Source organism: Kistimonas asteriae (assembly GCF_018263925.1).
In the GTDB taxonomy this organism is placed as follows: domain Bacteria; phylum Pseudomonadota; class Gammaproteobacteria; order Pseudomonadales; family Endozoicomonadaceae; genus Kistimonas; species Kistimonas asteriae.
Genome location: NZ_JAEVHF010000021.1, coordinates 26,062 through 47,086 on the forward strand (window position 1 = coordinate 26,062; position 21,025 = coordinate 47,086).

At 47.2% G+C, this 21,025-nt stretch carries 24 protein-coding genes; 16 read left to right on the forward strand and 8 right to left on the reverse strand.

Annotation, left to right across the window (positions count from 1 at the left end; translation table 11 throughout):
• Positions 1-142: 142 nt before the first annotated feature.
• Positions 143-676: a hypothetical protein gene (locus tag KHS78_RS19085; RefSeq protein WP_211830349.1), complete on the reverse strand. Its 534-nt coding sequence runs from the start codon at positions 674-676 to the stop codon at positions 143-145.
• A gap of 493 nt (positions 677-1,169) precedes the next feature.
• Here KHS78_RS19085 and KHS78_RS19090 point away from each other — a divergent pair, with 493 nt between their 5' ends.
• The gene (locus KHS78_RS19090; protein ID WP_211830351.1) at positions 1,170-2,075 is read left to right on the forward strand and encodes an oxygenase MpaB family protein; all 906 of its coding nucleotides are present in this window, start codon (positions 1,170-1,172) and stop codon (positions 2,073-2,075) included.
• 30 nt (positions 2,076-2,105) lie between these two features.
• Here the strand turns inward: KHS78_RS19090 and KHS78_RS19095 are convergent, their stop codons facing one another.
• From KHS78_RS19095 to KHS78_RS19110, 4 genes are all read right to left on the reverse strand, one after another.
• On the reverse strand, positions 2,106-2,747 hold the full coding sequence (locus KHS78_RS19095; protein WP_211830353.1) for an META and DUF4377 domain-containing protein: 642 nt from the start codon (positions 2,745-2,747) through the stop codon (positions 2,106-2,108).
• A 97-nt stretch (positions 2,748-2,844) separates the two neighbouring features.
• The gene (locus KHS78_RS19100) at positions 2,845-3,981 is read right to left on the reverse strand and encodes a cellulase family glycosylhydrolase (RefSeq protein WP_211830355.1); all 1,137 of its coding nucleotides are present in this window, start codon (positions 3,979-3,981) and stop codon (positions 2,845-2,847) included.
• 365 nt (positions 3,982-4,346) lie between these two features.
• The gene (locus tag KHS78_RS19105) at positions 4,347-5,663 is read right to left on the reverse strand and encodes a hypothetical protein (RefSeq protein ID WP_211830357.1); all 1,317 of its coding nucleotides are present in this window, start codon (positions 5,661-5,663) and stop codon (positions 4,347-4,349) included.
• A gap of 235 nt (positions 5,664-5,898) precedes the next feature.
• Entirely contained in the window at positions 5,899-6,639 is a 741-nt protein-coding gene (locus tag KHS78_RS19110; RefSeq protein ID WP_211830359.1) for a TrmB family transcriptional regulator, read from the reverse strand.
• Between the two features lie 224 nt (positions 6,640-6,863).
• On the opposite strand from KHS78_RS19110, the gene glmU reads away from it, so the two are divergent.
• The 13 genes from glmU to KHS78_RS19175 all read left to right on the forward strand — a co-directional run bounded on the left by glmU (position 6,864) and on the right by KHS78_RS19175 (position 16,450).
• Entirely contained in the window at positions 6,864-8,246 is a 1,383-nt protein-coding gene (gene glmU, locus KHS78_RS19115; RefSeq protein ID WP_211830361.1) for a bifunctional UDP-N-acetylglucosamine diphosphorylase/glucosamine-1-phosphate N-acetyltransferase GlmU, read from the forward strand.
• Positions 8,247-8,337: 91 nt separating this feature from the next.
• Positions 8,338-10,170 (forward strand): glutamine--fructose-6-phosphate transaminase (isomerizing), encoded by a 1,833-nt coding sequence (gene glmS, locus KHS78_RS19120; RefSeq protein ID WP_211830363.1) that lies wholly within the window; start codon positions 8,338-8,340, stop codon positions 10,168-10,170.
• 737 nt (positions 10,171-10,907) lie between these two features.
• Positions 10,908-11,318 carry a hypothetical protein gene (locus KHS78_RS19125; RefSeq protein ID WP_211830365.1) on the forward strand — a complete coding sequence of 137 codons (411 nt, stop codon included), beginning with the start codon at positions 10,908-10,910 and terminating at the stop codon, positions 11,316-11,318.
• Positions 11,319-11,413: 95 nt separating this feature from the next.
• Complete coding sequence (locus tag KHS78_RS19130) at positions 11,414-11,668, forward strand: hypothetical protein (protein ID WP_211830367.1); 255 nt, start codon at positions 11,414-11,416, stop codon at positions 11,666-11,668.
• 81 nt (positions 11,669-11,749) lie between these two features.
• Complete coding sequence (locus KHS78_RS19135) at positions 11,750-12,010, forward strand: hypothetical protein (RefSeq protein WP_211830369.1); 261 nt, start codon at positions 11,750-11,752, stop codon at positions 12,008-12,010.
• Between the two features lie 279 nt (positions 12,011-12,289).
• Positions 12,290-12,814, forward strand: a complete 525-nt coding sequence (locus KHS78_RS19140; protein WP_211830371.1) for a hypothetical protein — start codon at positions 12,290-12,292, stop codon at positions 12,812-12,814.
• A gap of 145 nt (positions 12,815-12,959) precedes the next feature.
• Positions 12,960-13,175 (forward strand): hypothetical protein, encoded by a 216-nt coding sequence (locus KHS78_RS19145; RefSeq protein ID WP_211830373.1) that lies wholly within the window; start codon positions 12,960-12,962, stop codon positions 13,173-13,175.
• 22 nt (positions 13,176-13,197) lie between these two features.
• Complete coding sequence (locus KHS78_RS19150; RefSeq protein WP_211830375.1) at positions 13,198-13,458, forward strand: hypothetical protein; 261 nt, start codon at positions 13,198-13,200, stop codon at positions 13,456-13,458.
• 506 nt (positions 13,459-13,964) lie between these two features.
• Entirely contained in the window at positions 13,965-14,195 is a 231-nt protein-coding gene (locus KHS78_RS22700) for a helix-turn-helix domain-containing protein (RefSeq protein WP_211830377.1), read from the forward strand.
• Positions 14,196-14,346: 151 nt separating this feature from the next.
• Positions 14,347-14,799, forward strand: a complete 453-nt coding sequence (locus tag KHS78_RS19160) for a DUF2589 domain-containing protein (protein WP_211830378.1) — start codon at positions 14,347-14,349, stop codon at positions 14,797-14,799.
• A 16-nt stretch (positions 14,800-14,815) separates the two neighbouring features.
• Complete coding sequence (locus KHS78_RS19165; protein WP_211830379.1) at positions 14,816-15,388, forward strand: DUF2589 domain-containing protein; 573 nt, start codon at positions 14,816-14,818, stop codon at positions 15,386-15,388.
• Positions 15,389-15,457: 69 nt separating this feature from the next.
• The gene (locus KHS78_RS19170) at positions 15,458-16,159 is read left to right on the forward strand and encodes a tetratricopeptide repeat protein (protein WP_211830381.1); all 702 of its coding nucleotides are present in this window, start codon (positions 15,458-15,460) and stop codon (positions 16,157-16,159) included.
• A 39-nt stretch (positions 16,160-16,198) separates the two neighbouring features.
• Positions 16,199-16,450: a hypothetical protein gene (locus tag KHS78_RS19175; protein WP_211830383.1), complete on the forward strand. Its 252-nt coding sequence runs from the start codon at positions 16,199-16,201 to the stop codon at positions 16,448-16,450.
• A gap of 74 nt (positions 16,451-16,524) precedes the next feature.
• Here the strand turns inward: KHS78_RS19175 and KHS78_RS19180 are convergent, their stop codons facing one another.
• The gene (locus tag KHS78_RS19180; RefSeq protein WP_211830385.1) at positions 16,525-17,514 is read right to left on the reverse strand and encodes a D-cysteine desulfhydrase family protein; all 990 of its coding nucleotides are present in this window, start codon (positions 17,512-17,514) and stop codon (positions 16,525-16,527) included.
• A 178-nt stretch (positions 17,515-17,692) separates the two neighbouring features.
• On the opposite strand from KHS78_RS19180, the gene KHS78_RS19185 reads away from it, so the two are divergent.
• Both KHS78_RS19185 and KHS78_RS19190 read left to right on the forward strand, forming a co-directional pair.
• Positions 17,693-18,592 carry a LysR family transcriptional regulator gene (locus tag KHS78_RS19185; RefSeq protein ID WP_211830386.1) on the forward strand — a complete coding sequence of 300 codons (900 nt, stop codon included), beginning with the start codon at positions 17,693-17,695 and terminating at the stop codon, positions 18,590-18,592.
• Positions 18,593-18,665: 73 nt separating this feature from the next.
• Positions 18,666-18,974, forward strand: coding sequence for a hypothetical protein (locus KHS78_RS19190; protein WP_211830387.1), 309 nt, complete (start codon positions 18,666-18,668; stop codon positions 18,972-18,974).
• 142 nt (positions 18,975-19,116) lie between these two features.
• On the opposite strand, the gene KHS78_RS19195 is transcribed toward KHS78_RS19190, so the two are convergent.
• Both KHS78_RS19195 and KHS78_RS19200 read right to left on the reverse strand, forming a co-directional pair.
• Entirely contained in the window at positions 19,117-19,503 is a 387-nt protein-coding gene (locus KHS78_RS19195) for a RidA family protein (protein ID WP_211830388.1), read from the reverse strand.
• 65 nt (positions 19,504-19,568) lie between these two features.
• Positions 19,569-20,984, reverse strand: a complete 1,416-nt coding sequence (locus KHS78_RS19200) for a Na+/H+ antiporter NhaC family protein (RefSeq protein ID WP_211830389.1) — start codon at positions 20,982-20,984, stop codon at positions 19,569-19,571.
• Positions 20,985-21,025 lie beyond the last annotated feature (41 nt).

Here is a 21,025-nt window from a genome sequence, read left to right on the forward strand (position 1 = left end):
CTGTTGCGACAGCGTGGAATAAGTCGTTGCACTGAGAATCTGGTTTTGGTTTCTACAGGCATCCCTATATTGGAATGCCTGTAGATCAAGGTTGAAAAGACCCGAGCTGTGAAAGGTATATTAACTGAAATAAATCAGTAAATTACATTAAGTTAGCTATTCTACTTTGATTTACTGATTTGTGCTGCAGGACAGCTTTTAGCTGTTCGATTTGTTCAGGCTTTATAAGCCCCATGAGTATTTCATTTTTCTCCAGATCTGTCAGTTCTTTGATCTTGAGCGTTTCTTTCAGTTCTTTTTTATCAAGTTTTTTGATTTCCTCTAGGGATAACAAATCTGATGTTAAAAGGGTGTCGTAGGTTGTTATACCGGTTTCTACAAGTGCTTTGTGAAGAGCAGGTGTATGCTTGAGTTCACTAAGAATGGTCGATTCGTTTTTAACGACATTTGATAGCTGTACATTCGTGCGCCAATTTTGGTTTAGTTGAGGATTGTAAAATGTTCTGTCGGTATATACCTCTGGAACTACATCAGTTAATACTTGAAGTACTTTTCGACAAAATGCCTTTCTTTCAGGGTCAGACGTTTTATTTAAAAGAGATGCTTTAAGATCCGCTATTAGAAGTGCATCATCCGGTAGATGAGTAGTAGTCTTACTAAGAGTTGGTGAAGCCATGCTATAAACCTCCATGTTGATCAAATGATAGATAAAAAATCTATCCAAAAACCAGCTAGCCAGTGTGAACCAGGCTGCAAAGCCAAAAGGTAACTAGATTGTTAGAGGTGCTATCCAGAATACTAAACAACTAGTTAGCTTTTAAGACAGGGTTGGATATTAATAGTTCATTGACAAAAGTGAAAAGTTTTGGAAGCGTTTAGAGTGAATGCCTATGATGATTTCTAAGTTGTTCCTGTAATCATTTATTATGTGGAGAATGTTTTTTTGTTTGAGTCAGTTATTACGTTATTTCTGACTACTTAATGAGTTTTGAAAAGCTAAAGCTCGTCAAAGAGGAGGGATAGATTTAAAGTAAATCTCCTGCAGGAAGTTTTAGTTGCCTTACTGCAATTAGGATGGGTTTGCCCCCAAGATTCATGGCATCTTCTGATGCCGAATATTAAGCTTGGCTTAGAGAAAAATAAAAAACACTTCAGGATGCAGGTAAACCATGCTTTCATTTCGGACAGGCAAGCATACCCAGCAATTAACCACCCTTGATCCGGTGAAGGACCATCATGAGATGGTACGGATCATGGCAGAGCATGAGTTTCCCCTGGATACATTGATAGCCGGCGAACTGGCCCAGTTGAAAACCTTTGGTATTCCCGGCATTGCCCGTTTACTGCACCAAACCGGGCGTTATGAGAAAGAAAGCACGAAACGCCTGGATGATACCAAGGCCATTCTGCGGGAAATCATGCAGCCGGGGCCTGATAGCCCGGCTGGCAGGGAGATGGCGGCGCATCTCAACCAGATTCATGGTTTTTACAAGATTCCCAACGATGAATTTCTCTACACCCTTTCGCTGTTTATTTTTGAAACGGTACGCTGGAATGCGACTTTTGGTTGGCGAACCATGACCCATAACGAAAAAGAAGCGCTATACAGGGAGTTTTATGGTCTTGGCGAGGCGATGAATATACAGGATATTCCGTCCTCGTATGAGGCGTTTGAGCAATGGAAGATAGCGTATGAACAGATGCATCAGGCCTATACACCGGAAGCCGGGAAAGTCACAGCCGGTATATTAGGAGGGCTTGCGGCCTTGTTGCCCGCCATGTTCAGGCCGTTTACCCAAACACTGGTGGCCACGCTGATTAATGATCAACAATTGCTTGAGGCTCTGGGGCTGAAAGCACCGACGGTATGGCAGCAGCGCAGCATTATTGGCCTGATGAAAACCAGGGCATGGTTAGGCCGTTATTGTCACCTCTGGGAAAAGCGGTCTTTTGCTGATAGCCGAATTGTTAACCACTATATCCACTACCCGGATGGATACCAGCGGATGCGCCTTGGTCCCAAAGTGCTGGTTGATCGGATTTATGCCCGTAAGCCACTGGAGCCAACAAATTAAAGCGCCGCATTCACGGCGCTTTGTCCACCCTTAAGGTGTGACCACTTCCTGCTCAACAATCATATCCAGGATCCAGCGCTTGCTGGAAGCATCAGCCGGCGGATTGGGGACATCGAACTCCTTGATACGCAGGCGATAGGCAATGCCGGGCTCCGGTGCAAACCCTTCGATGGTGCCGTAATAGAGTGTCCAGGGCTGGTTCTTGTCTTCGCGAATCTGCAGGCATTGCATTGGCGCCACACCCACGCAGGGGGCTTTTTCCGGTGCAACGTAAACGAAGCGGGTTGTCCCGTCTTCCATGGACGGTTGTTTGGTGAAGGTATAGCTGTCATCCCCTGAGGACAGGGTTAGCTGGTCATCGTGTTGCTCAACGACAGGTTTGCTGGCCAGTAGCTGCTTAAGGGCCTCTTCCCGCTTGGCGTTTTTGCCATGACACATCATCAGGGTAGTGGCCATATTGTCGACCACCAGATGATCACCCTCCATCTGGGCCTTGCCCATCATCCGATTACAGCCGGCATAGGCCGAGATGCGATCTTTCTGGATATCCAGTGTCATGGCCTTGGTGCCGGCCACTGGCGTGCTTTCCTGCCAGCGGCCTTCCGGCAGACTGCTACAGGCGGTTAATGTGGTGACAATGGCGGCGGTGAGGCCAAGGCGCGTCATGTTCATTCGGTGCTCCCGAAAGTGAGTATTAATATGTCAATTGTCGTTTATAGTGTAGTGGTTAGTGTAAACGACATCAGTCGTAACAACCGAAATCTCTGATTTATTTTCCAATGGTAGAAATGTCTTTCGATGCCATTTTTTCCCCTTTTTTCCGGCCTTTTTCAATGGCGTTTATGACATCTTCCATATTAATAACCAGAGAGTGTTCCCGGCCGGTTCTGACCCTTTTTCGCCACTGGTTATCCTTGATGCTGTAGACCGCATTCAGTTCATTCATGGACCAGGGGATCTGGTGGCTGGCCAGGGTGGTGGTGAAGAAGGTGGCAAATGCGTCGATTTCCTGTTGATCAAGCGAGGCGTTGGCGTTGTCCCAGGGCATCCAGGCACCCAGCCAGGTTGGAATGCCTGTGGACTGCTGGAAATGCCGCGCTGTTGACACGGCATCCAGTAAAATACGACGCTCTTCTGGCGAACCGTCACCGTGCCAGTCTTTGCTGCCCCCTTGCTGGTTTGGGCCAGAGGCATAACGATGCCATTCGGCCAGTATGTGCGCCCTGCTAAACAGGTCACTTTCCAACTTTTTGAGTCCTTTCTCGGTCTTTAGGGGAGAGGTAAGGATGAGATTTCTGGTGGCGTTGTTATCACCGGTGGACCGTATGGCGGTTATCGCCTGGCGCATCCATTCATTGGAGAGCGATGGATCAACGCGCAGGCCGCCAAACCCCTGGATTCCAATCTCGGTCATCAGGTTAAATCCTAATGTTTGGGGGAAATCCCTGAAATGCCTGGCAACCGCTGACCACCAGGCGACATAGTTTTCACAATCCTGTGCGCTGGCACGGCTTTCCGCTTCGTGATGAATCCATGACAGGATGGGCGTTATGCCATGGTTATTGGCAATAGTGATGACACGCTCCAGCTCCGTCAGGAAGCGCTCCATAGTGGCTTTATCCAGGTGTTGTGTGGGTTCAGTGCCTGTGTCCGTGATGACGTCGGCAAACCCGTAGATATCCGCCCTGGCTCTTAAACGGAGATTACTGAAGCCGGCTTTGCGAAGATCAATCATGGTTTGAATAAGATGGCTGTCGGGCAGTTCTGACGTCTCGGGAGGTTCTGTTTTGAACCAGCTGGTAGCAAAGCCTGTTCCTATCATCTGCTGATAGCTGAGTGCTGGAATGGGTTTGTCCTGACCATAAAGGGAGTTGGTCAGGATCATTCCCACGGTTAAAATGACCATCGACAGCCAGCGAAGGGGCGATGGTCGCAGCAATGCATCTGTGGTTGAGGAGATCATAGTGGCCTGGCGAGGTTGCAGAAGGGAGGTGTTGTCGGTGACGCCCCAAATGTAGGCAATTCTATCTAATATTCAAACATGGACGCCTATATTGAGAGGTTCTGTAAATAGAATGAGTGCAGACACCAAAGGAGGTTGCCGGTCAGCTAGTAACGCTTGGCACTACTGAACGATTCGTCTTAATGGTCAAAAAACCAGGCTACTTGGCTGATGTTTTGGTGGATTGTAGCCTTTTCTACTGAGTCAAATTCCGCTGTGATCAGTGATACACTGATCACAGCGAGTAAGGATCATTGCTGTTGAGTGCATCAAAGTGGTCCAACAGGCGTTAATGGCTCCATATCCAAATAGCCACGTCTGGGTTGGTAAGAGTCGAGATTCAAACAGCTTTTACCTTGCTCATCGATAATCACAACATGCTGGTAAGAACCCTCGGAAAAATGCTCTGGCCACTCTTTTTTCATCAGGGCATGCATCAATGTCAGGATATTGAGGTCAATGGTTTTGATCTTTTCCTTGATCATTTTAACTTGCTCAAGCAGACGAGTGGATTCCTCGTACCTCTCTTCTCCTGCCAATTGGGAAGCATGTTCAGTGATGGCAAGACTGACTGATCGATACATATCATTGAGCCGCGAAAGAATAATCATGGTTTTATGCAACTCACTGTTGGGATTGAAAGGTATCTTGACCGTCTTTGCCGTCGCGGTCATTCCTTCCTGGCCCTCCACATCAGCCAGGTCATCTATCTCTTCCATTTCTTCAACATGGCGTTCATCGGTTCCTGTTTTTGGGTCAGGTATATGTGTTGCATCTGTCATACGATGTGTTTGATTGAGTGCGACGAACGATGAAGGGTAATTAGGGAGAAAGTACTTCACCGGTATATCAGGTAGGCCTTGTTTCATGGTAGCGGCGACGGTTGGAGACAGGCATTGTTCCAGCACGCTTTTTCCTTCGCCATTCAATAGGTATCTTTTACTGTACTTAAAGAACTTCTGGCATTCTTCGCTCGCCTCTGGTTCGAATTGAGGGGCAGTTTCTGCCAACGCTACACTGTGTTTTTTGGCTAAACCTAATTGTTGTTTGACACTGCACTGGGATAAAAGGTCCTGTAAGGGTTGCTCCTTCATACTCTCAATGTAAGTGATCGTTTCAGCTGAAATTGTGCGGGTAAGCCTCTGTAGTGGCTTCATCCATTTCATTCGTACAGAGGTATTCTTCAGGCCACTCAATGTGAAAATAGTGGCCACACGAGTATGTTGCTCTGCGTTGGGAGTTTGAGTTGTGAATGCTTTATGTGAGAGGGAAGACGATGGAGTCGTTTCAGGGGCGCTCGTCTCAGGCTCACAGATTGGTTCCATTGAGGTTTCAGGTTGTGATGGAGTGGTATCTTTACCAGCAAGTATGACCTGCTCCATCCTGATTAGTGTGCTTTTTGTTGCGCGAGCACCAATAAAGTCTGTTAATGGTTGCTTAGCTGTAGAAAGAGTTGATCCTTGGGAGCTATGCGGTTCAACATCCGCTTTTGATACTTTGCCCTTATTGGGTGTTTTGACAGTTTTTGTGCGACTTTTTTTAAGACTTCGAGATGAATGACGGAAGCTATGCCTGACTCTATCCATGATGGATTTTCCTCAATTTCCTTTTGATACATATAAATAAGACTCTCCAATGCTGGTATTGGTTCAACCCGTGACGTTATTTATTGTTTTTTACTGTAGTGATTTGACTAATTAACTATTTCTTTTTGTTATGGTTTTTTGCTCTTTTATTGTTATGGGCGTTCTGGTCGTATTCAGTTTGCATAGGGCTAGCCTCTGAACTCAATTTCCACCAGATTTCTGTGGTTACTTGATGTCAGAGTAGTTGCCAGAGCGTATCAAATATCACCTGCTGGGCAGTGGCAATTTCGACAGAATCAATGACCGTCGCCACCGGGTAGTTCTCGGAAGCCAGCGAGATCATGGCGACTTTTGGGGGATAAATCGCGATATAGCTGGCATCCGGCTGGCCCTGAGTGCGGATCCACTTTCGTTCGGAAAACTCTGCATCTTCACCCCCTTCACCCAGGGCGATGACCTTAACGCTGATCTTCTGCCGTATACGTTGCGTCGTATAGTTGGGAAACGGACGGTACAGGTGCTGGCGCAGTGACTTGGAGGAAAAGACCGAATAGGTTTTCTCAGGCTGTGTGGCGACCGTCGCAAGGATATCTTTCAATACCAACTCAATGCCGTCATCGCCTTCATAAAAGCTGACATTACCACTGCTGAAATCGGGTTTCAGGTGGTGCAGGCCGGGAATAATGTCCGTTTTCAGCTGCTCAATGGTGTGTTTCAGGGCGTTTTGTTTTTCTTCCGCCAGCTGTAGCAGCCGTTCGGGATCTTCCGCACGGAATACCCGGCGCTTACCTTTCGGGAAATAACTGACAATACCCCGGGCGGCGAGGCGCTTCAGGGTTTCGTAGGTGGTGCCGCGGTTGACGCCGGTCTGCCCGGCAATGTCGCGGATAGAGGCCGGCCCCAGGCGGAACAGCGTCATGTAGATGCTGATCTCGCGGTCATCCAGATCAAGCTGTTTGAGGGTATCGAGATTCATTTGTCAAAAAATGTATGACAAAACCTATTGTCAGGAAGCTTAAACCGAATAATATGGCTTTAAGCTAGTATTACTGTCAATGAAACATTGACAGATTGATCGAATTTCTGGGGCCTGCCTGCGTGGCAGGCTCTTTGCTGTGGTACAGCGACTGTGTGTCCAGTGGTTTCCGGTAAATGTTGTCCGGGCGGGCTGGATGCCATCATCGGATTATGTGAATTGTCATGAAAATCGAAACCATTATTCTGGCCGCGGGCCAGGGCAGCCGGATGAAATCCGCCTTGCCAAAAGTGCTTCACCCGATTGCCGGCCGTCCCATGCTGGAGCATGTCATCCTGTCTGCCCAGGCACTGCAGGCGAAGCGGACGGATGCAGGCGGTGGTCTGCACGTGGTGATTGGCCACGGGGCGGACCAGGTTCGCGAGCGGCTGGACAATTATGCCGTCAACTGGGTGGAACAGACAGAACAGTTGGGCACCGGCCATGCTGTCATGCAGGCGGCGCCGGCCTGTGGTGAGGCGGATATTGTGCTGGTGTTGTACGGCGATGTGCCCCTGATCCAGTCCGCGACGTTGGAGTCCCTGGCCGCGGCGTGCAACGGTGAACGTCTGGCGCTGCTGACCATCAACTTGCCCAACCCCAGCGGCTATGGCCGGATCGTGCGGGATGCCACCGGCGCCATCCAGGCCATTGTGGAAGACAAGGATGCCTCGCCGGAGCAGCACGCCATCACCGAAATCAATACCGGTATTATGGCGATTCCGGGCAAGCACCTGAATACCTGGCTGGACAAGCTCTCCTGCGAGAACGCACAGGGTGAATATTACCTGACGGATATCGTGGCCATGGCGGTAGCCGGAGGTACTGCCGTGGTGCATGCCCAGCCACAAAGCGCGACAGAGGTTCAGGGTGTGAATAACCGTGCCCAGCAGGCTACGCTGGAGCGTCAGTTGCAGCGCCAGCAGGCGGAAAAACTGATGGCGGATGGTGTCACCCTGCTTGACCCGAGTCGTCTGGACATTCGCGGCACTCTTCAGGCAGGCAATGATGTTGTAATCGACATTAACTGTGTATTTGAAGGCGCTGTCGTGCTGGAAGATGGCGTGGAAATCGGCCCCGGTTGTGTAATCAGTAATGCAATGATCGGCGCGGGTACCCGTATCAAGGCTAACAGCATTGTTGAAGAGTCCGTGGTGGCATCTAATTGTGATATCGGGCCGTTTGCCCGTCTCCGCCCCGGCACCCATCTTGAGGATAGCGCCAAGGTCGGCAACTTTGTTGAAACCAAGAAGACGGTGATTGGCGCTGGTAGCAAAGTGAACCATCTGAGCTATGTTGGTGATGCAGACGTCGGCGCGGGCGTGAATGTCGGTGCGGGCACTATTACCTGCAATTACGACGGCGTGAACAAATTCCGCACGGTGATTGGTGATGGCGCCTTTATTGGTTCCAATTCCTCGCTGGTGGCGCCGGTCACTGTGGGTGAAGGCGCAACAGTCGGCGCCGGTTCCACCATTACCCGTGATATTCCGGGACAAAACCTGAGTGTGGCCCGGGGACGGCAGAAAAACATAGAGGGCTGGAAACGTCCGGAAAAAAAGGCCTGAAGGCCAACTAACCGATGGGCTGAAAGAAAACGACATATTTCTTCTTTCAGCCAAAAACGAATACTGTCGTTTAGAGTACAGGAACAGAATTATGTGCGGCATCGTGGGCGCAGTTGCGCAAAGGGACGTGGCTCAGATCCTCGTGGAAGGATTGAAGCGACTGGAATACCGGGGTTATGACTCTGCCGGTCTGGCGGTGATTGGTGCAGACGGCAACATTGCTCGCCTGCGTCGCCTGGGCAAGGTTCAGGCACTGGCAGACGCACTGGCCGAAGAACCGGCCAGTGGTGGAACCGGTATTGCTCACACTCGTTGGGCAACCCATGGTGCGCCCAGTGAGGCGAATGCCCATCCCCATATCTCCGGCGACAATATTGCGCTGGTGCACAACGGCATCATCGAAAACCATGAACTGCTGCGGCATTACCTGCAGGAGCAGGGTTATACCTTTGTGTCTCAAACCGATACCGAGGTGATTGCCCACCTGGTGCACCATGAGCAGAAACAGGGGCTTTCCCTGCTGGAAGCGCTGCAGAAAGCCGTGCATCAACTGGAAGGTGCCTACGGCACGGTCGTGATGGATCGGAATAATCCCGAGCGGCTGGTGGTGGCCCGTTCAGGTAGCCCGTTGGTTATTGGTGTGGGTATTGGCGAATACTTTGTGGCGTCTGACCAGCTGGCATTGTTGCCTGTCACGCATCGTTTCATCTTCCTGGAAGAAGGGGATGTCGCGGAAATTACCCGTGAAGGCGTCAGTATCTTCGACAGCGCCGGCCTGCCGGTCAAACGTGAAGTAGTGGACAGTGATCTGGACCACGAAGCCGGTGACAAGGGGCCATACCGCCACTTCATGCTGAAGGAAATCTTCGAGCAACCTGATGCGATTGCCAGCACGTTGGAAGATCGCATGACGGCAGATACGATCGTGCTTGAATCCTTCGGACACCGTGCAGTGGAAATTCTGCGCCGGGTACGTGCGGTACAGATCATTGCCTGTGGTACCAGCTATCATGCCGCAATGGTCGCCCGTTACTGGTTTGAAACCTATGGCATTGCCTGTCGGGTAGAGATCGCTTCAGAATTCCGTTATCGCAAGGCCTTTGTCCCTGACGACTGCCTGTTCCTGACCATTTCCCAGTCCGGCGAAACGGCGGATACCTTGGCAGCCTTGCGAATGGCTAAGGAACAGGGATTCATGAGCAGCATGACTATCTGCAATGTGCCCGGTTCTTCCCTGGTTCGTGAATCCGACATGGCGTTCATGACCCGTGCAGGCGCAGAGATTGGTGTCGCGTCCACCAAGGCGTTCACTACCCAGCTGACGGCACTGCTTATGCTGGTTACTGCCACAGCGCGGGCCACCGGTCGGATTGATGCCGAACAGGAAGCGGAAATTGTCCGAGAACTGCGTGAACTGCCCCACATGATCCGCAATGTGCTGACGCTGGATGACTCTATCCAACAGCTCTCAGAAGCCTTTGCGGACAAGCATCACAGCCTGTTCCTAGGGCGGGGCACCATGTACCCCATCGCCATGGAAGGGGCGCTGAAGCTGAAGGAAATTTCCTATATCCATGCAGAAGCCTATGCAGCCGGTGAACTCAAGCACGGGCCGCTGGCGCTGATCGACAGCGATATGCCGGTGGTTGTCGTCGCCCCTAACAACGAGCTGCTGGAAAAGCTGAAGTCCAATATGGAAGAGGTCCGCGCCCGCGGCGGCCAGTTGTATGTGTTTGCTGACCGTCATGCGCGGCTGGTGGCTGGTGACGGTATCCAGGTGATTCCGTTGGAGAAGGTGCACGATATCGTGGCGCCGATCCTGTACACCATACCGCTGCAGCTGTTGTCCTACTACGTGGCCATCATTAAAGGCACGGATGTGGACCAGCCGAGGAACCTAGCAAAGTCAGTAACCGTCGAATAAAAAACGGGGCGAAAGCCCCGTTTTTTATTTCCCTGTAAAAAACTCTGAGGATGGCGATTTTTCTAAAGGGTAAAGTTGTATAGAATAAAAAAGCATGTTTGTCGTGTGTTGTTAAATTCCAATTTTCTGACTGCAAATGTTACTCTATCTGTTTTATAGATTAGCGCGATATAGATTTAATCTCTTTGTCGACTATATACAATCTATGCATTAATTACTCAGGAATATTTATCAATAGCATTCATGCTGTTAAATGTTTGGTTTATCTCTATTACTCTGAAACTGTAAGTGATTAGTTTGATAAAACATCGAATGAAGCTGGTAGAAGTAATCTATATATAACAGAATAATTTTTAACGATTAGAGCTTACTTTTGAAAAGGTGGTCAGGGAATATATGGCAGTCTGTTTAACATCTGAAGCAAGGGATGATATAGAAACATTCAGGATATCAATATTTAGTGAGCTCCATATAAAAAACTGGGTTGCAATGAAGGCAGAGCACAGTGGGACATATGTTGTTTGCGTACCATATGATCGCCATTATATTGTGTCGATTACGGTAGAGTCATTAATAAAGTATGTTGATTCTATTGTTGTTACTTAGCGTTTAATGTTGCCCAGTTTAATAGATGGGAGAATGAAGCATATAAATGTCTATTGAACTTTTATGATTACAAAACATAAAAATATCTATGTGTCACATGTGTGATGTTATTTCTAATAGGAGGAAGTGTAATGGCTAGTTATAAAATCATGAAATTATCCAATAATGGAGAGGATTTTGGTTATCTTACTTATGGAAATGATATTTTCTACGGAGGAGGTAAAAAAGAAGATGCAGTCAAGCTTGAGCCAGTAAAGTATCCAAAGCTTGAGGGTGCTTACTATTACAAAGTGAAAGGTAGTAAGCGATATATGGATATTCGATCTAACGGGCAGAGGATTGAGGGTGTTGAGTACAATATTTCTCTATCCATGTCGACAATAGTTGCCTGGTTACATGATAGCAGTGGTGAACTGCAGTCAGTGGTCGGAGGAAAGGAAATGCCAAATAAAGTCAGCCGAAGCATGAAGGATCCTAAGAGTCAGGCGCTTTACGGTAATGCCAGGGGAACACACTGCAAGATTACTATTGAAGATGCCTGATAGATGCTGAATATAAAGAAACCTGCGGTTATTGTTTGTCCAGGTTTCTTTATAGATTTTTTGAAAACGTTATTTCTGAAAAATGGTGATATAAAATGATGCCTGATTGGATTGTATCAAATTTTGAGGATGATTCACTTAATGAGTCGTGGGTTTACTATAAGAATAAAAACTATGCAGAAATACATTTTAGTAGAAGTATTGATGAGCCGGTTCGCGATCATATGGCTACTGATGATAGAAAATTTTATTACTTTGGTCATACGAAAACATTCAATAGAGATGATGTTCCCAGTAATATAATTAACCGTTTAGTAAATGCGTGGGATGATTATTTTACTGTCAGATAACAAATGCCTTTATCTGATTTGGGCATATATTGAATGTTCGATACATTCTTAGAGTACGCGATAAGTGTAGAAGGTGTGATTATGGAATTTGTTAATGATACTAATATAAAAGCACGATTTGATTATTACGATGTTGACGGTATTCAACAGCAACTTACATTGCAACCATTTGATACGGTGTTAGTTAGTAATGTTGATCTTCCAGGCAATATTGCGGTAACACTTTTCGATAGTAATAACCAGCAGGCTTGGGCAACACTGCATGGGGTTCTTACGATTGATTCTATTGTTGCGGGTGTAATAGAAGGAAATAATGAAGAACCCAAGTTAGATATCATATAAATAATTTCTCGCACAGTCTTATGATAAAAGTTGGTGTTAGCTCTATTAGACATTATCTACAGTGTTGTCGCCATGATGCTACGGACACTAATGCTCATGAAGTTTAATTGAGTTGTTGTTTGTGTAATGTTCGCAATGAGCATTGTATTAAGTTTGTTCAAAGCGATTTTTGAAATATATGGTGTCGAATACAGGTTAAATATATCGCATGGTATAGAGTTGTCATTATGAATGGACTTGTTGGGATGTCCTTAATACAAATTAATAGAGGTGGATTGTATGACTATTACTGCAAATGAATTAAGAAAGCTATACGATGAAACCAAGGCTGATGCGCAGAAGCATGCGTTAGATGAGTGGATTATTTATGAATCGCAGTTCAAAAATCATGCAGAAATTAGGATGAAAAAAGCAATTGCTGCTATTAACTATATGGCAAAGCAAACGGATCATCTTACATATGATTGGACTAAAGACAGCGCGATATTGAGGGATCTACTGGTAAAGTGGACTGATTTGGCAATGACGAGCGCACCGACAAAACCAATTGAAGCCATACAGATGGTATTAGCTAAGATCTTTGATTGCATTAAACTGGCAAATACTAAAGAGGATCTAACGAGTGACAAACTAGCAGATAGTGTCGATGATATTATAAAAATGGGGGAGGATCAGCTGGATAAGCTGCTTAGTGCGATGAAAAACAAGCCCAATAAATGGAGTCCTTCATTTGAAGAGAAAATACTTGATTACGTCAGTAAAGATATACGTCATATGGTATATATAACGAGAGTTCATTCATAATTATAGTGCCGGCAGGCTAATAATAGTGAGTGGAAGTTTGTGTTTTGTTCTTTGACATATAATTATCAACACATATTAAAGTTCAATGTTTTATTGCTTAGTTGAAAGCAATAAACGTACTGGTTAAAGTATCTGGGAGGAAAAAATGGCTGTAAGTATTACATCTGACGCGCGTCACTGTATTAATAATCTTAAAATCGATCAAGGAAACGAAAATTATATAAAAAACTGGGTGGAGTCTAAAGTACAAGGAAAAGGCGTTTATGTAGTTGATGTTGCAGATGATAGAAAATACTTGGTAACTATTTCTGTCAATGGTGGCATGAAATATATTGATTTTATTGAGATTTATAAAAATTAATGGACTAGGAAAGGTTTAAGTTATGATTACAGATAAACAATTTGAAGCTGCGCTGGAGACAGTGCAAGTCTCGCTTTATGAGAAGGCAGAAACGCAGAAGGCTAAAGAATGGTATTCACCTGGAAAGACTTTATGGCAGCAGCATGTAGGTGCCACCGATAAAATGTCAAAAGCCTTCCATCAGCATGTGAAAGAACAATATTCAGCGGAGGAAGCTACTGAATACCAGAAAAAATATGAAGAGTTTTTAGGACACCATGCTAACGGTAATTATACTGATTGATAAGCCCTGTCTCAGGTAATTATAAATATCCCTTCTATACGGCGAGCCTGCACAGTCCTACTTATGCATATTGAGCAGATCCTGTAGGTTCGCAGTATTTCTTCTTTCCTTTTTGCCTGACTGTATCCTTCGAAAGAGAAAAACGCTTGTAATAAGGATGATGGTAATTTGTTTTTACATCAACAGACTTCTTTTTAGCGCTGCTATACCTTGAAATTATAAGTTGCCAACCTCAGGTGGCTTGTGACTTTATTTGGTTATCCTTTGAATGCTGGTTATTTTTTCAAGTAATGATGCTTTATGATTGAAATTTTGGCAGTGCTCTGCCAAGAATCGTGAAATTGTTTGTTACTACTAATATAACTTTCCAAGTTGAATAATATCATTAATACCTTTATTTGTTGAATAGCTGGTCAATATCTTGCTTCAAAAAATCAATAGCATGCATGCTGTTACGTTACTGGTCCTTTGCTTTTAGAATTATTAAAAAAAGGAAATAAATAATAATGAATAATAGCGAGATACAGCTGTCCAGTCCCAAGAGGGTTGGTGATATCTGTCGAATCATACGAGTGAGATCTAATAGAAGCCAAGAATCATTAGCGTTGGATGTAGGTGTTGCTGTCTCAACAATCGAACGAATTGAAAATGGAAAAGTAATTCCAAAATTCAGCTCGCTATTAAATATATTTAATAGCTTGGATTATGATTTGATTTTGAGGATTAAGAATGAATAGTAATATAACCAACTATATAGGGCTATTTAGTTTTCAGCCAAGTCATTGCTTGGATTTTATTAGCGAAAAAATCGGGGTTTTATCTGGGCTGCTGCATTTATATGCATGCCATTGCGGCAGTGTCTATTGATCTAAGAAGGTAGCTGTGCTCATGTCGAATAATACGCTGGATGATTTGGTTGATGGTATCACTAATGCGATGATCGGTGCCAGAGAGATTATGGAACGTCAACATATAAAGACGATCTCCCGCTATTTTGATCGTGATAATAAAAACAGGTTTGTTGCTAAAACAACCAAAGTCATGATTCCTAATACTGATGTTAATGACGCAACACTACAAGAAGTTGATTTACCCTTGTTCAGTATTGTACCTCTTAATTCTTTGCGCCTTGATAGTGTTGAAATTGAGTTTGAAGCCAGTCTTTCTGATGTTGGTAGTGAGAAAGAGGCTGGAGGAAAAAAACTTAAGATGGATGTGATGGGAGGTGGACTATTAGGTAATAAAAAGAAGAACTGCAAAGTAAAAGTAACAATTGTAAAAGATGACCCACCAGAAGGTTTGGTGCGTGTTAATAATCATGTTGTAAAAACTATTCCCTGATAACGAGGAAATATTCATGAGTGAAATCGCTAATAGTTTACGTGGACTGCCCCTTGAAGAGTTGATTGGTGGACCCCTGGCTGCTTCTTGTAAAGCACAATATGACCTTGCAAGTTGCATGGTAAACTTTATCCATGAGATTGGCTTTTCAAAAGACGGTGATGCGTCTAAAACCAAGTGCCTGGAATTTGATCTGGAGCGACCGGTTGATGATGGTACTGGTGAAATCAAATCACAAACTGTTTCAATCAAAGCTCCATTGCTGGGTTTGGTACCCATTCCTGCACTTTTGATTGAATCGGTTAACATTGATTTTTCAATGGAGGTTAATGCTTCAACTAGCAGTAAAAGTACAAACTCAGCCTCTGCTGAACTTGAAGCCAAAGCGAACTGGGGTTGGGGTAGTGCGAAGTTCACAGGCAAGGTGTCATCCCAACGGGAAAACACACGTTCTACAGATAATACAGCTAAATATGACATTAAGGTTGTTGCCAAGCAACAACCACCTCAAGAAGGAATGTCTAAGTTAATGGATCTATTGGCCAGTGCTGTTGAGCCTATTGCTATAAAACGGGCATCTGGCGATTAAAAGTAGTGCCCTTCATCTGATTTATCAGATAGAGGGGCGCTCTAGAAGTTTATTAATGAGAATAATGTAATGCCCAATACGTTAAGTTTTGAACAGCTACAAGCATTAACGAAAGATGATAAGGATGGAGCTTACGCTTACCAATGTGGAAGAAAAAAGGAAATAGGTGAAGGGATAGAAAAAAACTTACATGACGCGATTATTTTTTATACGAAAGCAGCCTGTAAGGGGAATGCTAACGCACAATTTGCATTAGGCGTTATTGCAGTAGCTAAAAATAGCCTGCAAGAAGCGATGCACTGGTGGGAAATGGCTGCCAAACAAGGCCATGAAACGGCTCAATATAATCTTATTATCTGCTATCTGGAAGGGCGAGGCGTTGAGCGGTCTATTGATTATGCGATCAAATTGATGACTGCGAGTACCCAAACAGGTAATTCTAAAGCAGAGTATCTTTTGGCGAGAGAGTATTACAATGGTAAAAATTTGCCGAGGAGTTTTGAATATGCAGCTAGTCACTTCCTAAATGCAGCAAAACGTGGCGTAACAAACGCAATGAACGACCTGAGTATGATGTATTCCATGGGGCAAGTAGGGGGAAAGTCTAATCCCGTAATTGCTTATGGTTTGGCTAAATCAGCATTCGATCATGGTTACAAAGGTGCTGAACGAACCATTAGGGCAATTGAAAATACATATACTTTAACCACGAAGGAAAAGGCGCATGGAGTTGAGCTCTCGAAATCAATGTTGAAGTTGAATACGCATTAATAAATTGCTATATCGATTTTAATTGCAAGAGTATTACTCATGGATGATAATAAGTTGGCTTTTTCAGAAGTGTACTCGTTGATGCCGCAGCTTTTTATTAGTTTTTTATTTGTCACAGCTTATTTCATTATTATAGGAGCAATTATTTATGTTGAAGCAAGTGACGAGCTAAATATGCAGAAAGGGGAAAACTCTTTCATGGATCAAATTGATATTCTTATCGGTGTTCTAACTGCTGGTGTAGGTCAAGTGTTAAATTTTTGGTTGAGTGTAAATGGGAATGGCAAATAAACGTGTCTTTTGAAAGAGACACGTTTATCTACAGTCGATGCTTAGTTTGTTCAGTTGTTGCTATAGATGATGTTTTATATAGACAAAGCATAAGCGAACAGGCCAGCTTGCCCTCCTGTATGAACAAACAGAATATTTTGATCTTTCTGGATCTTATTTTGCCCAATAAGATCCAGTAATCCCGCCATGGCCTTGCCGGTATAAACTGGATCCAGCAACAGCCCCTCTGTTTGGGCAAGCAGCTTTATGGCTTCCAGCGTTTTATCATTCGGCACGCCGTAGGAGGGATAGAAATAGCTATCCAGACATTGAATGGCGGTATCAGGCAGAGGCTCAAGATTGAGCAGTGGATAACATTCTTCCAGTACTGCTTTCACTTTCTGCTTTTGGCTTAGTTCATTGGTACTGACGTTAATTCCGATGACGGGAATATCTACCGCCGCCAGCGCAAGGCCTGCCAACAGTCCCGCCTGGGTGCCAGCACTGCCTGAACCCACCACAATCGCATCAAAATGCAGATTCATATCACAGGCCTGCTGGACGATTTCCAGCGCACAGGCCACATAACCCAGTGCACCGACCCCGTTGGAACCACCGACAGGGATGATATATGGCACTTCGCCTTGTTCTTTTAATGTCGCGGCACGGGCGACCATGTTGCGCATTAATGGCGCATCGGCTTCATGGTGATGGATCGTTGCGCCCAGCAGGTTGTCCAGCAGGATGTTGCCGTTGTCATGGTAGTTTTCTTCCGGTGTGCCCGGAACTTCTTCCAGAAACAGCTCACATGTCAGGCCCATCCGTGCCGCCGCCGCTGCGGTCTGGCGCGCATGGTTGGACTGGAGACCGCCAGCTGTCAGCAAAACGGTGGCGCCTTTAGCCTGTGCATCGCCCAGCAGGTATTCCAGCTTACGGGTTTTGTTGCCGCCGGTAGCCAGACCGGTGCAGTCGTCCCGCTTGATAAACAGGTGATAACCGCCGAGTTTTTCACCCAGCCGTGTCATCGGTTCGATGGGGGTAGGGAAGTGCCCCAGGGAAACCTTGGGAAATGCAGTCAGTGACATGGTGCTTCTCACGTTGGACGCCGTTAACAGCATAACGGACAGATACTTTCTTGAAAGATTAATACGTAAACAATGACGTTAATCGAAACCGGAATCCACCGCCTGATATGCATCAATATGCCATTCCGGATAACCGGTACATTGCAAGGTTCACAGGTTGCAGTACGAGTGTGCAGGTATGACCGCGGATTCAAAGATCAAGATCCGGCAGATTGAGGCGTTTCGCAGCTTCATGCTGTCCGGTTCGGTGACTGGGGCGGCGGAACTGCTTTGCATTTCCCAGCCAGCCGTCAGCCGGTTACTCTCAGACCTCGAATATCGTCTCGACTTTTCCCTTTTTATCCGCACCCACAACAAGATTGAAGCAACGCCGGAAGCTCATCTGTTTTACCGGGATGTGGAACGGGTCTTCGTCGGGATGAACAGCCTGGCCAAGGCGGCCGATGCTATTGCACGCAATAACAAGGGGCACTTGCGCCTGGGTGTGATGCCGATCTGTTCCGACAGTTTCCTGGTGGATGTCATTGCCGAGTTTTGTCAGCAACATCCGGATGTGGAAATCGAACTGGAATCAGCCCCCCGGGTGCAGCTGCTGGATATGGTGCGGGCTCGTCAGGTCGATAGCGCCATTGTCACGGATATTGACCCAACCGATACCGAATTCAACAGCCGACTGCTGTGCCGCAACCGGGCGGTGGTTGTTTTGCCGGAAGGGCACCCATTGGCAGAGAAAGCCTCATTAATGCCGACAGATCTGGCCCATGAACGGTTCATGACCCTGGGATATGGCAGTCCGTTTCGCACAAAGGTGGAAGAAGTGTTTCTTCGGCAACGGATTAAACGTCACATTGTGCTGGAAGCCCGGGAGCAGAACACCCTGTTCAAGTTGGTGAGAAAAGGTGTGGGTATCGCGGTGCTGGATCCGTTTATTGTCCACCAACGGGAAGGTGGCGTGGTGATTCGACCTTTCGAACCGGTCACGGAATGGGACTATTTTGTGGTTCAGGCCAAGGAAGTTGTGCAGCCGGTGGTGGTCGAGGCGTTCAATACCCTGCTGTTTGAACACCTGGCAGCCTGACGCTCACTGGTAATCCGGGGGAAGGGGGGATACTCTGTTGGCACAATAACAGTAATAAATAAAACAGGATGTCATGGCTGACGACTTATACCCCCTGCGTTACCTGCTGGTGACCCATATCACCAATTACCTGGAAAAAAGTAAGCAGACCGTTTCGGAATTCGCCGCCCGGCTGGGTTTCACGGATGCGCAACTGACTGATCTTATGGATATGGACCGTCCTTATGAGCTGGATCTCAGAACCATGTCCCGCGCGGCCACATTGATGGGTATGGTGGTGGAGATCAAGATCCGTCCGCAAACCAAGGAAACCGAAAAGCCGGTCAAGGAAACCGTGGTAGATACCATACCGGAACCCACCGGTGAAAAAGTTCTGCACTAATGCTGTGGATAAACATACGTTTCAGCAGATGGTTTCTTGTTAAAGAACGTTCAGGCTAATTGCCTGTTTTACCTGTCACCCTATTACTGGTGATGACAGGTAAAACGGTCAGATCATCCGAAAAACAAACGCTATTTTTCGGTTACTTACGCAGTGCAATCGCTTCAATTTCAACCAGCGCATCTTTCGGCAGGCGAGCGACTTCCACGCAGGAACGAGCCGGGAATGGCGCGTCATTCTCTTCAAAGAACGTCTGGTAAACCTCGTTTACGGTACCGAAGGTGTTCAGGTCTTTAACGAAGACCGTCATCTTGAAGATGTTTCGTACGGACAGACCGGATGCTTCGATAATTGCCTGCACGTTCTTCAGTGATTGCAGTGCCTGTGCGGCAACGTCTGCCGGCATTTCGCCGGTGGCCGGATCAATCGGCAGTTGGCCGGAGGTGAAGACCATGTTGCCCAGGTCAACGCCCTGCACATAAGGACCAATGGCGGCGGGGGCTTTTTCAGTAGCGATAGTATCGGACATCATTTTTACCTGTTATTTCGTGCTGGCGGCTTAAGGCACCGCCAGTGTGGATTCTATAGTGTTGGTTAAGACAGCTGGGGTTCGCTGACCATGACACGGGGTGCCTTGGGAGAACGCTTCCAGCCGGTAAAGATGGAGAACATCATTACGCCTAGCAGTGCCCAGGGATAGGGCGCCATAAAGCTGATGGCGGCGCTGGGAATGGCCAGTCCTGAAGAGATCGCAGCCGCTTCGATGGACGTGTACCAGACCATGACGGCGAGACACCAGGGCATCATGTAGAAGATAGAGCAGACTGCGGCACTCATCAGGTTCGCACGGCGTTCTGGTGAGATGCCATTCTGTTCACCCAGTGGACGCACCAGGGTCGGGCCAACCAGCAACTGGGAAGGCGCGTTGGCGCTGACGATCAGGGACGAGGCAGAGGCGGAGAAGAACATCAGCAGCTCGGTGCCACGGGCACTTTTGGAAACCCGTTTCATGATAAAGGCCAGGATGTTGTCCATCAGGCCGCTGTTCATGAAGACCTTGATAACCCCCAGAATCATGATGACGAACAGTACCGCACCAGTCACACCGGCAATGGCGTTCTCAATGATACCGTTCGTCAGGCCGCGCTGGGCAGGCACATGGAACAGGTCATGCAGTGAGAAAGAGCCGATACCGATACCCACGACAGCCGCCGTCACAATACCGTAGCTCAGGGCTTCGATCAGGTGACGGCCTGTCAGCGCAGAGCCAACCACCGCGGCGACCGCGAGCAGCATCAGCAGATTTTCGGGACGCAGGGTTGCTGTATCCAGGGAGGCAATGTCGCTGACACCGCTGCCACCGCCAAACGTGACCAGTGCCACCAGGGCAATGGCGCCAGCAGAGAGGGAGATCGGGAAACGTTCGCGAACCGTCTGGCCGAGATCGGCGTCTTGTGTTGTGCAGCCGACAATGGTGGTATCAGAAATCGGCGCGACGTTGTCACCGAATACGGCACCGGACAGCAGGGCAAGGGCGACAAACGCCGGATCGGCACCCAGGTAAACACCGGCAGGAAAAAGAATAGGGGCCAGTGCCAGGTTGGCGCCGTTGGAGGAACCGGTACCCATGGCAAACAGGGCGGTGGACGCAAAGACAATCACCAGGAACAGGCTGCCCTGAATACCGGTGGACATGCCAAACCAGAGAATGCCGTCGACCAGGCCGCCCGCTTTCATCAGGGCGCCGAGGACGGCGGCGAAGATCCAGGCGGTGATGACTACAACGCCGGTTTTGTCAGAGATACCGTCCAAAATGGACTGGCAGTAATCCCGCTTATTCTTGACTAACAGCAAACCGAAAATGATGGCCATGAAGCCCGGCGCCCAGGACGCTTTCGGGCCACCCATGCCGTTGAAGGTCAGCAACAGCATCAGGCCGATCATGGTGACCAGTGGAATGATTCCGCCGATCTTACCCACATAAAACTCAAGCTTATGAGACTGCGACATCGGAAATGCTCCGGTGCTTGGGGGACTCTGTCAGCCCCCCC